A 12,329-nucleotide genomic window follows, 5' to 3' on the forward strand; every position below is an offset into this window, starting at 1 on the left:
ATAATTCGGCTGGTGAAGTTACGACACGCTCTAGTCGTCCGAGGCGGCTGGGAGGGCCATGAGCCCGTCGCCGCCACCGATCTCTTCCTCCCCTTCCTCTCCCACGAGGGCTTCACCCTCACGGTCGAGGACTCCCCCGCCCCCTACGCCGACCCCGAGTTCATGGCGGGGGTCGATCTGGTCGTCCAGTGCTTCACGATGGGCACGATCACCCGCGAGCAGAGCACCGGCCTGTCCCGGGCGGTCGCGGCGGGCACCGGGTTCGCGGGCTGGCACGGCGGCATCGTCGACTCCTTCCGCGCCGAGCCCGACTACCTCCACCTGACCGGCGGGCAGTTCGCCTGCCACCCCGAGGCGGGCGGGGAGACCTTCGTGCCCCACCGGATCGAGATCACCGACCCCGACCACCCGATCACCAAGGGGATCGCCGACTTCGACCTGGTCACCGAGCAGTACTGGATGCTGACCGACCCGTACAGCACCGTTCTCGCCACCACCACCCACGCCGCGCAGGGGCCATGGAAACGGCCGGTCACGGTGCCGGCCGTCTGGACCCGCGAGTGGGGCGAGGGCCGCGTCTTCGTCGCCACGCCGGGCCACGACCTGGCCACCCTCGAGAACGCGAACGTGCGGACCCTGGTCGAGAGGGGGCTGGCATGGGCGAGCCGGTGAAGGTCGGGATCGTCGGCTGCGGCAAGATCTCCGAGCAGTACACCGCGACCCTCACGAAGCTGCCTGGTCTGGTCCTGTACGCCGTCGCGGACCTCGACCCGGCCCGCGCCCTGGCCATCGCCACCGAAACGGGCGCGACCTCGATGGGCGTCGACGACCTCGTCGACGCCTGCGACCTGGTCGTCAACCTCACCATCCCGGCGGCGCACACCGAGATCGCGCTCCGGGCCATCGCCGCGGGCAAGGACGTCTACGGCGAGAAGCCCCTCGCCGCGACGCTCGACGAGGCGAAGACGATCGTCGCCAAGGGCCAGGGGGTGCGGCTCGGCTGCGCCCCCGACACCGTCCTCGGCACCGGCTTCCAGACCGCCCGCCACCACCTCGACGCCGGGCTCGTCGGCCGCCCGGCGGCGGCCGTGGCGACCATGGTCACCGGGGGCCCGGAGCCGTGGCACCCCGACCCCGACTTCTACTACCGGCCGGGCGGCGGCCCGCTGCTCGACATGGGCCCCTACTACGTGACGGCCCTGGTGACGCTGCTCGGGCCGGTCGTGTCGGCGATGGGGGCGGCCAGCCGGACCCGGGACGAACGCGTCATCGGCAGCGGCCACCGGCAGGGCGAACGGCTGCCGGTCAGCACCGACACGCACGTCACCGGGGTGCTCACGCACGCCTCCGGCGCGTTGTCGACGCTGATCATGTCGTTCGACGGGGTGACCTCCCGCGCGCCCAACATCGAGGTGCACGGCGAGCTCGGCACGATGATCGTCCCCGACCCCAACCGCTTCGACGGCGACGTGCTGCTGCACCGGCCCGGCGGGGCGTGGGAGACGCTCCCCGTCGCCGCCGGCTACCGCGACACCGGCCGCGGCATCGGCGTGTACGACCTGGTCACCGCCCCCCGCCCGCGCGCCTCCGGGGAACTGGCCCTGCACGTGCTCGACGTGATGGAGTCGCTGCTCCGGTCGGCCGCCACCGGACGGGTGGAGACGGTGGAGAGCACCTGCGAGCGGCCCGACCCGGTCGCGCTTCAGTCTCTCGTGTGATGGTCGGCGGCGAGTGACTGGTATTCGATGATGTCGTCGGCCGTGATCAGGCCGTCTTGGATGGCGCGGGCCAGCAGGGTCGTCTTGGTCGGGGCGGCCCTGCCGGTGCTGGCGTACTTCACCCGCGCGCGTTCGATGTACTGCTTCACGGTCGCCTCGGAGATGCCCATGCGCAGCGCGACGGACTGCTTGTTCATGCCCTGGAACCACAGGAGCAGCGCCTCGCGCTCGCGCGCCGACAACATCGGCCGCGACGTCTGCCCGTCGGCGGCCACCAGCGCCCCGGCCATCACCGGCGGCACGTAGGGCCGGTCGCGGGCGACGGCCACGATCGTGTCGACGCAGTGCTCCTTGGTCTCGTTCTTGGCGATGAACGTGGAGGCGCCCGCCTGGAGCACCGCCATCACGGTCGCGTCGTCCTCGTGCACCGAGTAGACGACCACCCGCCGCCCGGCCGCGACCAGCTCGGGGATGCGCGGCAGCGAGTTGACGCCGTTGTCGAGCTCCAGGTCGAGCAGCAGCACGTCGGCGTGCGCGCCCGCGCCGTCGAGGACCGAGTCGACCGTGTTGCCGCTGGCCACGATCTCGACCCGTCTGCCGGGGTCGGCGGCCACCCACGACCGGATGCCCTCCAGCACGACCGGGGTGTCCTCCACCACGGCGAGGGTCACGGGGCGGTCCAGCGGCTCTCTATCCACAGTTGGTTTCCTCCGTTCTCGGCTTCGACGCGGGTGGCGACCCCGGCGGCGCGGAACCCGTCGGCCGAGGGCGGCGACGGGGCGTCGGTCAGGACGCTGACGATGACCTCGCGCGGGGTCGCGACCAGGGTGACCCTGGCCTGGCGGCGGGCCCGCGCCATGCCCTCGATGGGGGCCTCGACGAGCGCGCGGCGCACCTCCAGCGGCAGCGGCGGCACCGTGCCGGCGGTCAGGAAGAGCACCACGACGCCGCGCCGTTCGACGTCGAAGGCGCAGGCCCGCAGGGTGTGCAGGAGCGGGTCGGGGGCGTCGTCGGTCTCGGCGATCAGGCGGCGCAGCCGGGCCGCGCCGACGGCGCTCTCGTGCCGCACGTCGGGGTCGGCCGGGTCGGCTCCCCCGGCCAGCAGGTTCAGCACGGGCGCGACGGCCGAGCGCACCTCGGCGTAGCGGGCCAGCCGGTCGGCGTGGACCTGGTCGGCGGCCTTCCTGGCGGCCTCGGCGCTGGCGGTCCGGTTGGAGTTCTCCACCGCCCACCGGGCGGCCAGGTCGAGGGCGTGGCCCCCGGCGCTCGCGCCCGCCTGGAGGGTGATCGCGCCGACGCTGACGACGAGGAACTTGCTCAGCGAGCGTGCGTCGAGGGTGCCGGCCAGCGCCAGCCCGGCCAGCGTGACGACCACGTTGGCCAGCAGGAACACGCTCAGGTCGCGCAACCAGGTCGGCCGGGGCCAGAACAGGATCATGGCCAGCCAGCCGACCGAGCCCCACCCCCAGTCGGCGGCGTTCACGACGTCGCCCGGCTGGCAGGCGGCCATCACCATCGCCGACACGGCCAGCGCGCCGACGGCGTAGGGCCACACCGTGAAGCGGAGCGGCAGCTCCTTCAGCAGGGCGACGGCGGCGAGCACGCCGATCGCGGCGTAGAGCACCCAGGCGAACCCGGCCAGCCACGGGAGCCGGTAGGAGTCCCAGGTGCCGACGGTGCCGACGAGGTCGAAGCCGAGATGCCAGGCGGCCACGACCGACACGGCGGCCCGGCGCGCGCCCAGGCTGTAGTTGCGGCGCACGCTCGTCTCGGAGGCGGTCACGGCGTCCACCTGAGGGTGATCTTGGTGCCCTGCGGGCCCGACTCGACCACGCCCCGGCCGCCGACCATCTCCATGCGGGCCAGGATCGACACCCGCAGGCCGTAGCGGTGGTCGGGCACCCGGGCCACGTCGAAGCCCAGGCCCCGGTCGCGCACCTCGACGACGACCTCGCCGTCGTCGGCCAGGGTCAGCGTGACGGCGGCGACGGTGACGTTGGCGTGCCGCACGACGTTCGCGATCGCCTCGGCGACCGCTTCGAGGAACGCCTCGGCGACCTCCCACGGCACCGACACCGGCGTCAGCCGGGTGTGCACGGTCAGCCCCGACCGGGCCGCCCCGGCGGCCAGCCGCTCGTGCAGCGGCACGTGGTCGGGCCCGGTGCCGCCGCCCTCGGACATGCGGTCGAGGTCGGCCAAGTGGCGGGCCGCGGTCTCGCGCAGCATGGGCGAGGTCGCGCCGATGCCGCCCGCGCCGATCATCATGAGGGTGGCCAGCACGCTGCCGTGCATGCGGCTGTTCTGGGCGCGTTCGTCGCGGCGGCGTTCACGTTCGACGGTGGCCTGCTCCTCGGCGTCGCGGGCCGCCGCGAGCTCGCGGTCGGCGTCGGCCGCGCCCTTGCGGAGCAGGCTCATCAGCACGGCCGTCGCGCCGACCTGCAGCACGTGGATCCCGGCCACGGCGTACGCGCCGGAGCCGACGAGGTGGGCGGCGACCACCACGAGCCCGGCCGGGACCGCCGGACCGGCCCGCCAGGCCAGGTTGACCGCCACGATCGTCATGGTCACCAGCCCGCCGACCCAGCTGGCGCTGTCGCCGATCAGGGTGCCCGCGACGAGTTCCCGCTGGAAGACGCACAGGGCCGAGGTGATGAGCACCTCGACGGTGATCACCCAGGGCAGCAGGCCGTAGGTCCAGCCCGTCCAGGTGAAGAAGACGCTCCAGCACAGCAGCCCGGCCATGACCGGGACCAGCACGGTCGGGTCGACCGGCGGGGCGAGCCCCAGCAGCGCCGCCGTGACCGCGACGACCCCGGCGACGCCCCGCATGACGGCTCCGCAGCGGGCGGTCACCCGGTCGAGCGCGGCGGTCGCGGGCATGCGTCCACCCGCGTCGAGCCGAACACCCAATGCCATCAGACGCCCCACTCGGAAGGCCGGATCATGACCGCGCCCTGAGAGTGTAGAGCCGTTTGTCCGGCTGTCGGCCGAACGGCCGTCATAGGTACGCGTCTGTAACCCGGTCTAATTGAGACGATATTCGTCACGGGTGGAGGGCCGGGCAACATGCAGTACGCGACGGAGAGCGAGATCCGCTCGACGATCACCTCGGCGCGCGTCACGGATCCGGGGATCGCGATCCAGTTCGACGACCGGGTGAGCCGCGGCGACCTGCCCGCCCTGGTCAGCCTGATCGCCAGCATCGTCCGGTTGTTCCTGGGGCTGGCCAAGAAGATCGACGACGAGACGGCCTCCCGGGTGGCGCGCTCCTACCTGGCCTGATACGCATGGGTTCATGACGCTTCACCCCCATCTCGACCCCGATCTGCGCGCCGCCCTGGAAGCGGCCCCGCCGCTCTCGTACGACCTGAGCACCGCCGACCTGGCTGAGGTCCGCCGGGCGCGCGCCGACGCGTGCCTGCCGCCGGGGCCCGGGACCAAGGTGACCGACGTCGACGCCGACGGCCTGCGGCTGCGCGTCTACCGCCCGGCCGGCGCGGGCGACGAGCCGCTCCCGTGCCTCTACTGGATCCACGGCGGCGGCATGGTGCTCGGCCTGCCGGAGATGGACGACTCCCGGATCTCCCGGTTCGTCGAGGCGCTCGGCTGCGCGGCGGTCTCGGTCGACTACCGGCTGGCGCCCGAGCACCCCTACCCGATCCCCTTCGACGACTGTTACCGGGGTCTGGTGTGGACGGCCGAGAACGCCGCCACGCTGGGAGTGGACGCCGACCGGCTGGCCGTCGGCGGCAACTCGGCCGGCGGCGGCCTGGCCGCCGGGCTGGCCCTCATGGCCAGAGACCGGGGCGGCCCGCGCCTGTGCTTCCAGCTGCTGCTGTGCCCCATGCTCGACGACCGCGACGACACGGCGTCGGCGGCCCAGTTCGAGCAGGCCGTGTCGTGGCCGCGCGGCAACAACCGGTTCGCCTGGCGCGCCTACCTGGGCGACCTCACCGACGCGCCGGTCTACGCCGCCCCCGCCCGCGCCACCGACCTGTCGGGCCTGCCGCCCGCCTACCTCGACGTCGGCGACCTGGAGGTCTTCCGCGACGAGGACGCCCACTACGCGCTGCGCCTGGCGGCGGCCGGGGTGCCGGTCGAGTTCCACCTGTGGCCGGGCGCCTTCCACGGCTTCGCCGGCGCGCAACCCGACACCCCGATCGGGCGGCGCTCCACGGCCGAGCAGATCGAGGCGCTGCGGCGCGGTTTTGTCGGTGGGGGTATCTAGGCTGCCGCCTGTGAACCGTACGGATCGGCTTTACGCCCTCGTCGAGGAACTGCGGGCCGTCTCGCCCCGGCCCCGGTCGGCCCGCGAGCTGGCCGAGAGGTTCGAAGTGAGCGTGCGCACCATCGAGCGCGACGTCGCCGCGCTCCAGGAGGCCCGCGTGCCCATCTACGCCGAGTTCGGCCGCCGCGGCGGCTACGTGCTCGACCGGCGCATGTCGCTGCCGCCCCTCAACTTCACCCCCGAAGAGGCGGTGGCCATCGCCGTCGCCCTCAGCCACGAGGAACTCCCCTTCGCCGAACAGGCCAGAAGCGCCCTGCGCAAGGTCATGGACGCCATGCCCGACGGCGAGGGCGAACGCGCGCGGGCCCTGGCCGAACGCGTGCAGCTGGTCCGCGACGACGACCGCCCCGCCGACCCGATCGCCACCGTCATCGACCAGGCCGTCCTGGACGGCGGCGTCCTCCGCATCGGCTACGCCGACGCCAAGGGCGTGCCGACCGAACGCGAGGTGGAGCCGGGTGTCTTCGTCGGCAACCGCCGCGGCGAGTGGTATCTGGTGGGCTGGTGCCGCTTACGCGAGGCGGTCCGCGTCTTCCGCCTCGACCGCATCGCGGGCGCCGAGGCCACGGGAGAACGTGCCCCCATGCGGCCGGCGGCGACCTTCGCCTCGGAAACGGGCCTCCTGCGCCAGCCCGCCTGACCCGGCCCGCCGAAGCCGATCGCGAGCGCCTGCTGACGTGTGGCCGGCGTGGATTGCGGGCGCTTGCCGGCCGCCCAATTCCGCGGTCGACTGCGGATAATGTTGAAACAATCGGCCATAAGTCGGCGCACCCGCTGAACAACCCGTGAGTTAGCCTTCGGCCATGAGAAAGCTGGTCGAGATACTGGGCTTCTTATTCCTCATTCAGGGCGTCGGCGGGCTCGTCTATGAATGGATCGGCTGGTTCCGGCTCTGGGTCGTGGTGCGATTCCTCGATTTCCTCCAGGGTTATGAGATAGCGGCGAACATCGGCCTGATCGTGATCGGCCTGCTGATGCTGGTGCTGGCCTGGAGCGGCAGCGGCGAGAAGGCCTGAGATGACATCGCCCGACCGTTTCGGGGCGCGGCTCTGAAGGCGGCTGCGTGGAGGGGCACGTCGGCGTGTTCCTGCTGCGAAGGGCGCCGCGACGACGGGGAGAAGCGACGTCTCAGACCGTGGCGGGTTCCGCGAGGAGGGGTAGCCGGACCGTCACGATCAGCCCGCCGCCCTCCCTCGGCCGGGCCTCCGCCGTCCCCCCGTGCGCCCGCGCGATGGCGCGCACGATCGACAGGCCCAGCCCGGCGCCGCCGGCCGATCCGGTCCGGTCGGGGTCGAGGCGGATGAAGGGGTCGAACAGCCGGGCGGCCTGGGCGGGGGCGATCTCGCGGCCGGTGTTCTCCACGGTCACGTACGAGTGGCCGGCGCCGTTGCCGGTGCGGACCGTCACCTGGGCGCGGTCGTCGTTGTAGCTCACCGCGTTGTCGACCAGGTTGCGGATCATGCGTTCCAGCAGCACCCCGTCGCCCATCACCGGGGCCGGGAACTGGCGCGACACCGTCAAGCCGTGGGCGAGCAGCGACGGGCGGGCCAGGTCGGCCAGGTCGCCGTTCTCGCGGCCCGACAGGTCGCGTTCGCTCAGCGCCAGGGTGAGCAGGCCCTCGATGAGGCGTTCCTGCCGGGAGTTCGACTCCAGCAGTTCGTCGCGGACCGGCCGGAGCGACGCGGGGATCAGGCCGTCGGACATGGAGACCTGGAGCAGCGCGCGGTTGATGGCCAGCGGGGTGCGCAGTTCGTGGGAGGCGTTGGCGACGAAGCGGCGCTGGCCGTCGAAGGCGTTGTCGAGGCGTTCGAGCATCGAGTCGAAGGTGTCGGCCAGGTCCTTGATCTCGTCGTGCGGGCCGGTCATCGAGATGCGCCGGTGCAGGGTGTCGGTCGACAGGCGGCGGGCCGTGTCGGTGACGTGCTGGAGGGGGTCGAGGGCGCGTTTGGCGACGTACCAGCCGACGGCGAGGCCGACCAGGCCGACCAGCACGGCGGCCAGCGCCGACCACCAGACCAGGGCGCCGAGCACCGTCTCGTGGTAGTCCTCGACCTGCTTGTTGAAGAAGAACAGCTGCTTGTCGCCGGTGAGCGGCGGCAGGTCGTCGAGCGGGAGGCGGATCGTCACGCGCCGCGTGAGCTGCCGGCTGACGACGATGTAGTTGATCATCACGAGGATCAGCGCCGCCGCGAAGAACAGGCTCCCGTAGACGAGGGTGAGCCGGGCCCTGATCGGCATGCGGTTCACAGGCGGTATCCGGCGCCGGTGACGGTCTCGATGACGGGCGGGTCGCCGAGCTTCTTGCGCAGGGTCATGACGGTGACCCGCACCGAGTTGGTGAAGTAGCTGATGTTCTCGTCCCACGCCTTCTCCAGCAGGTCCTCCGCGCTGACCACGGCGCCGTCGGCCCGCAGCAGGATCTCCAGCACGGCGAACTCCTTGGGGCTGAGGGCGACGTACCGGCCGTCGCGGAAGACCTCACGGCGGGCCGGGTCGAGCCGCACCCCGGCCCGCGCCAGCACCGGCGGGTGCGCGAGCGGCACCCGCCGGGCCAGCGCCCGCAGCCGGGCGACCAGCTCGGGGAAGTCGAACGGCTTGGCGAGGTAGTCGTCGGCGCCGATCGACAGCCCTTCGACCTTCGACCGCAGGTCGCCGGCGGCGGTCAGCATGATGATGCGCGCCGGGATCCGCCGGGCGACCAGCTGGCGGCACACGTCGTCGCCGTGCACCGCCGGCAGGTCGCGGTCGAGCACGATGACGTCGTAGTCGTTGGTCAGCGCGCGTTCCAGGGCGGCGTCGCCGTCGTGCACGACGTCCACCGCCATCGTCTCCCGGCGCAGCCCGGCCGCCACGACCCGGGCCAGCACCTGCTCGTCTTCGGCCACCAGCACCCGCATGGTCCGCATCCTGCCGGTCCGGGGGTAAACACGGCTTAAGCGCTCAGGGCCAGGGTCGGCGACATGCGCGCCGCCCGCATGGCCGGGTAGAGCCCGGCGACCGTCCCGACGAGCAGGGTCGCCGTCAGCGCCCCGCCCGGCGCCCAGGCCGGCACCGTCGGGGGCAGGCCCATCCAGGTCGCGTACGCCACCGTCACCGCCGCGCCCAGCACCGCCCCGGCCACCCCGCCGAGGCCTGAGAGCAGCAGCGACTCGGCGAGGAACTGGCCGCGCACCTGGCCCCGGGTCGCCCCGAGTGAGCGGCGCAGGCCGATCTCCCTGCGCCGTTCCAGCACCGAGATGACCATCGTGTTGGCCACCCCCACCCCGCCGACGAGCAGCGCGACCGCGCCGATGCCCAGCAGCAGGCCGGTGAACGCCGAGTCGGCGGCGGCGCGGGCCGCCAGCGCGTCGGACGGGCGGCTGACCTCCACCTCCTCCGGGCTCTCCGGCGAGGCGGTGGCCGGCAGGACCGCGCGCACGGCGTCGACCTGCGAGGGGTCGGTCCGGGTGTAGATCGTGGTCGGGTGGCCGTCGAAGTTCAGGTACGTCCCGGCCGCCCCGAACCCGACCAGCGCCGACCGGTCGACCTCTGGCGCCAGCGGCGAGGCCGCCAGGATGCCGACGACGGTCCACCACCGGCCGCCGATCCACAACTGCTCCCCCACGTCGCGCACCCCGAGCCGGTCGGCCGCCACCGCGCCGAGCACGACGGCCCGGAGCGCGTCCGTGGCGTCGTTCAGCCAGACGCCCTCGGCGACCGGCGTCTGCAACGCCCGTAGCAGTTCCGGCGAGGCGGCCCGGGTGGTCAGCCCGCCGGTCGACTGGGGGTCGATCCGGTCGGTGCGGTAGACGGGCGTCCCGGTGTCGCCGGTCGCGCCCGCCACCTCGACCGGGCCGACCGCGCCGACCATCGCGAGCGCGGTCTCCGGCAGCGTGGTCGGCTGCCCGAACAGGCTCTGGCCGGGGGTGACCCGCAGCAGGTTGGTGCCGAGCCGGTCGAGCTCGGCCAGCAGCTGGGCCTTGGACGACGACGAGATGCCGACGACGGCGACCATGGTCGCGATGCCGATGGCGATGCCGAGCGCCGAGAGCACCGCCCGCGCGGGCCGCACCCGCAGCCCGGCCGCGCCCACCCTGACCAGGTCGCCCCACGAGAGCCGGGCCGGACGCAACTCAGCCATCGGACACCACCACGCCGTCGCGCAGCCGGATCCGGCGCGGCGCGGCGGCGGCCACGTCGGCGTCGTGCGTGATGATCACCACGGTGGTGCCGGCCGCGTTCAGCTCGCTCAGGAGGGTGAGCACCCCCGTACCGGAGACCGAGTCGAGGTTGCCGGTCGGCTCGTCGGCGAGCAGCAGCGCGGGTTCGCCCACGACGGCGCGGGCCACCGCGACCCGCTGGCGTTCGCCGCCCGACAACTGGTTGGGCCGGTGGTCCAGCCGGTGGCCGAGGCCGACCCGGGCCAGCGCGTCGGCGGCCCGTTCCCGGCGTTCGCGGCGGCCGACCCCGGCGTACAGGAGGCCGTCGGCGACGTTGTCGAGCGCGGCGACGCCGTCGGCCAGGTGGAACTGCTGGAAGACGAAGCCGATGCGGCGGGCGCGCAGCGCCGACAGCTCCCGGTCCGACAGGGAGGCGACGTCGTATCCGGCGATCTTCACGGTGCCCTCGGAGGGCCGGTCGAGGGTGCCGATGAGGTGCAGCATCGTCGACTTGCCCGACCCCGACGGCCCGGCGATGGCCACCAGTTCGCCGGGGGCGACGTGCAGGTCGACGCCGCGCAGGGCGTGCACGCCGCCCGGATAGGTCTTGGCGGCGCCGGCCAGTTCGATGACGGCGGTCATTCGGCCGGCACCTCGACCTTCATGCCCTCGGCCAGCCCGGCGCCCTCGATCTCGACCCGCCCGGCCGCGAACAGCCCGGTCGTGACCTTCGTGACCGTACCGGCGATCCGCACGCCGTAGCCGCCTTCTCGCAGCGCCAGCAGCGCCTCGACCGGCACCGACAACACGCCCTTCCGGGTCTCGCCGGTCAGCGCGACGTCCACGGGGGCCTGGTCGAACCGGCCGAGCCGCCCGTCGGCGGTGATCTCGACGTCGATCGTGGCCTCCCCGCCCTCCTGCGCGGGCGGGCGGGCGACCGTGCCGATCGAGGTGATGCGCCCCTTCCCGGTCCGCCCGTCGGGCGTCTCCAGCGTCACCGCCGCGCCGAGGCGGGCGAGCTCCTGGTCGGAGGCGGCGAGGTCGACGTGGACGACCCGCTTGGTGCCGGTCGTGGCGATGACCGACCGCCCGGCGGGCATGCCCGGCTCGGCCGTCACCTGCGCGACCCGCACCGCGCCGGAGGCGACCACCACCTCCTCGGGCCCGACCGTGCCGGTCTCGTCGAGGTTCAGGTCCTCCTGCCAGTCCTGTACGGCCTCCCGGGTCGACCAGGTGAAGTCGTCGTCGACCGTGCCGGGGTCGTAGCCGAGCGCCTTCAGGTTGCGCTCCAGCTGCCGGACGTCGCGCCCCGACGTGCCGGTGTCGAGACGGCGGTACATGGGCGTGGCGCCGTACAGGAGGGTGACGGGTTTGCCGGAGACGGCGTAGAGCCGTTTGCCGCGCCGGATGACGGCGCCCTCCTCGGGCGTCCAGGTGACGGTGCCCCGGGCGGAGTTGGGCAGGTCGCGCCGGTTCTCGTAGCCGAGGGTGCCGCCGACCGTCTCGGCGTCGGCCAGGTCGCCGCGGGTGATCTCGGCCGTGGCCACCGCGACGGGCGCGGGCGGCGGGGGCTCGTCGAGCGTGGCCGCCGCGACGCCGCCCCCGGCCAGCGCGGCGACCGCCACCCCGCCAGCGAGCAGCCCCTTCCTCACTTCGGGCCCCCGCCGGGCAGGTGCTTCTCGCACGCGGCCTGCGCCTTCTTCGCCTCCGGCGAGTCCATTTCGCCCTTCGGCCCCCGGATCATCACCCGCCCGCCATCGACCTGCGGGTCGGGCAGGTCGACGCCGTTCTCGCGCATGCAGTCGGTGTATTTCTGGACGGCGTCCGCGAATTCCGCGTCGCCCATTCCCGGCCCGCCGCCGATCGGCCGGTACTGCGCGCACGCCTCGTTGGCCTTCTCGACGGTCGCGGGGTCGACCCCCTCCTTGATCCGCACCCTGACGGCGTTGCCGCCGGGCTCGGGGTCGGGCACGTCGATGCCGTGCTCACGCATGCACTGGGCGAACTTCACGGCGTCTCCGGACGCCGCCGGGCTGGGCGCCGGGGCCGAGGCGGACACGCCTCCGGCGGTCGCGACGCCGCTCTGCTGGGCGGTTCCGCAGGCGGCCAGGAACAGCGGCACCGCCGCGATCAAAGCCATTCTGATTCGGGTCATGCGCAATTTCTAGCGAGAACCCGTTAAAC

The 12,329-nt window shown here is 73.3% G+C and carries 15 protein-coding genes; 6 read left to right on the forward strand and 9 right to left on the reverse strand.

Going from position 1 to position 12,329, the window contains the following annotated elements; genetic code table 11:
• Positions 1-12: 12 nt before the first annotated feature.
• Together AW271_RS08465 and AW271_RS08470 are read left to right on the forward strand one after the other, a co-directional pair.
• The gene (locus AW271_RS08465; protein ID WP_062334497.1) at positions 13-672 is read left to right on the forward strand and encodes a ThuA domain-containing protein; all 660 of its coding nucleotides are present in this window, start codon (positions 13-15) and stop codon (positions 670-672) included.
• Positions 657-1,718: a Gfo/Idh/MocA family protein gene (locus AW271_RS08470; protein ID WP_062334500.1), complete on the forward strand. Its 1,062-nt coding sequence runs from the start codon at positions 657-659 to the stop codon at positions 1,716-1,718. Before AW271_RS08465 ends, AW271_RS08470 begins: the two co-directional genes overlap by 16 nt.
• Here AW271_RS08470 and AW271_RS08475 read toward each other — a convergent pair.
• Genes AW271_RS08475 through AW271_RS08485 form a run of 3 tightly spaced genes read right to left on the reverse strand, consistent with a single transcriptional unit; the run spans position 1,703 to position 4,634 of the window.
• Complete coding sequence (locus AW271_RS08475; protein ID WP_083973832.1) at positions 1,703-2,389, reverse strand: response regulator transcription factor; 687 nt, start codon at positions 2,387-2,389, stop codon at positions 1,703-1,705. The two genes, AW271_RS08470 and AW271_RS08475, sit on opposite strands and share 16 nt — an antisense overlap.
• On the reverse strand, positions 2,386-3,501 hold the full coding sequence (locus AW271_RS08480) for a hypothetical protein (RefSeq protein ID WP_157553975.1): 1,116 nt from the start codon (positions 3,499-3,501) through the stop codon (positions 2,386-2,388). Before AW271_RS08480 ends, AW271_RS08475 begins: the two co-directional genes overlap by 4 nt.
• Positions 3,498-4,634: a sensor histidine kinase gene (locus AW271_RS08485; RefSeq protein ID WP_157553976.1), complete on the reverse strand. Its 1,137-nt coding sequence runs from the start codon at positions 4,632-4,634 to the stop codon at positions 3,498-3,500. The genes AW271_RS08480 and AW271_RS08485 overlap by 4 nt, the downstream gene beginning before the upstream one ends.
• A 150-nt stretch (positions 4,635-4,784) precedes the next feature.
• Here AW271_RS08485 and AW271_RS08490 point away from each other — a divergent pair, with 150 nt between their 5' ends.
• From AW271_RS08490 to AW271_RS08505, 4 genes are all read left to right on the forward strand, one after another.
• Positions 4,785-5,000, forward strand: coding sequence for a hypothetical protein (locus AW271_RS08490; RefSeq protein WP_062334512.1), 216 nt, complete (start codon positions 4,785-4,787; stop codon positions 4,998-5,000).
• 13 nt (positions 5,001-5,013) lie between these two features.
• Complete coding sequence (locus AW271_RS08495) at positions 5,014-5,946, forward strand: alpha/beta hydrolase (protein WP_062334514.1); 933 nt, start codon at positions 5,014-5,016, stop codon at positions 5,944-5,946.
• 10 nt (positions 5,947-5,956) lie between these two features.
• Positions 5,957-6,646: a helix-turn-helix transcriptional regulator gene (locus AW271_RS08500; RefSeq protein ID WP_062334517.1), complete on the forward strand. Its 690-nt coding sequence runs from the start codon at positions 5,957-5,959 to the stop codon at positions 6,644-6,646.
• 163 nt (positions 6,647-6,809) lie between these two features.
• Positions 6,810-7,022, forward strand: a complete 213-nt coding sequence (locus AW271_RS08505; RefSeq protein WP_062334524.1) for a hypothetical protein — start codon at positions 6,810-6,812, stop codon at positions 7,020-7,022.
• A 112-nt stretch (positions 7,023-7,134) separates the two neighbouring features.
• Here the strand turns inward: AW271_RS08505 and AW271_RS08510 are convergent, their stop codons facing one another.
• From AW271_RS08510 to AW271_RS08535, 6 genes are read right to left on the reverse strand one after another with little or no spacing between them, the layout of a single operon-like run.
• Positions 7,135-8,244 carry a sensor histidine kinase gene (locus AW271_RS08510; protein ID WP_062334530.1) on the reverse strand — a complete coding sequence of 370 codons (1,110 nt, stop codon included), beginning with the start codon at positions 8,242-8,244 and terminating at the stop codon, positions 7,135-7,137.
• Between the two features lie 5 nt (positions 8,245-8,249).
• Positions 8,250-8,903: a response regulator transcription factor gene (locus AW271_RS08515; protein WP_062334536.1), complete on the reverse strand. Its 654-nt coding sequence runs from the start codon at positions 8,901-8,903 to the stop codon at positions 8,250-8,252.
• A 35-nt stretch (positions 8,904-8,938) separates the two neighbouring features.
• Positions 8,939-10,126 (reverse strand): ABC transporter permease, encoded by a 1,188-nt coding sequence (locus AW271_RS08520; protein ID WP_062334541.1) that lies wholly within the window; start codon positions 10,124-10,126, stop codon positions 8,939-8,941.
• Positions 10,119-10,787: an ABC transporter ATP-binding protein gene (locus AW271_RS08525; protein WP_062334546.1), complete on the reverse strand. Its 669-nt coding sequence runs from the start codon at positions 10,785-10,787 to the stop codon at positions 10,119-10,121. Before AW271_RS08525 ends, AW271_RS08520 begins: the two co-directional genes overlap by 8 nt.
• Entirely contained in the window at positions 10,784-11,797 is a 1,014-nt protein-coding gene (locus AW271_RS08530) for a peptidoglycan-binding protein (RefSeq protein WP_063817912.1), read from the reverse strand. Before AW271_RS08530 ends, AW271_RS08525 begins: the two co-directional genes overlap by 4 nt.
• Positions 11,794-12,300: a hypothetical protein gene (locus AW271_RS08535; protein WP_063817913.1), complete on the reverse strand. Its 507-nt coding sequence runs from the start codon at positions 12,298-12,300 to the stop codon at positions 11,794-11,796. Before AW271_RS08535 ends, AW271_RS08530 begins: the two co-directional genes overlap by 4 nt.
• Between the last annotated feature and the right edge of the window lie 29 nt (positions 12,301-12,329).

It is taken from the genome of Herbidospora sakaeratensis, assembly GCF_001570525.1.
Classification (GTDB): Bacteria; Actinomycetota; Actinomycetes; order Streptosporangiales; family Streptosporangiaceae; genus Herbidospora; species Herbidospora sakaeratensis.

Bases quoted from the DNA above. Each gene is read 5' to 3' on its own strand.
- AW271_RS08490 (WP_062334512.1), top strand. From the start codon at position 4,785: ATGCAGTACGCGACGGAGAGCGAGATCCGCTCGACGATCACCTCGGCG.
- AW271_RS08505 (WP_062334524.1), top strand. From the start codon at position 6,810: ATGAGAAAGCTGGTCGAGATACTGGGCTTCTTATTCCTCATTCAGGGC.
- AW271_RS08510 (WP_062334530.1), bottom strand. From the start codon at position 8,244: ATGCCGATCAGGGCCCGGCTCACCCTCGTCTACGGGAGCCTGTTCTTC.
- AW271_RS08470 (WP_062334500.1), top strand. From the start codon at position 657: ATGGGCGAGCCGGTGAAGGTCGGGATCGTCGGCTGCGGCAAGATCTCC.
- AW271_RS08495 (WP_062334514.1), top strand. From the start codon at position 5,014: ATGACGCTTCACCCCCATCTCGACCCCGATCTGCGCGCCGCCCTGGAA.
- AW271_RS08515 (WP_062334536.1), bottom strand. From the start codon at position 8,903: ATGCGGGTGCTGGTGGCCGAAGACGAGCAGGTGCTGGCCCGGGTCGTG.
- AW271_RS08535 (WP_063817913.1), bottom strand. From the start codon at position 12,300: ATGACCCGAATCAGAATGGCTTTGATCGCGGCGGTGCCGCTGTTCCTG.
- AW271_RS08485 (WP_157553976.1), bottom strand. From the start codon at position 4,634: ATGGCATTGGGTGTTCGGCTCGACGCGGGTGGACGCATGCCCGCGACC.
- AW271_RS08525 (WP_062334546.1), bottom strand. From the start codon at position 10,787: ATGACCGCCGTCATCGAACTGGCCGGCGCCGCCAAGACCTATCCGGGC.
- AW271_RS08520 (WP_062334541.1), bottom strand. From the start codon at position 10,126: ATGGCTGAGTTGCGTCCGGCCCGGCTCTCGTGGGGCGACCTGGTCAGG.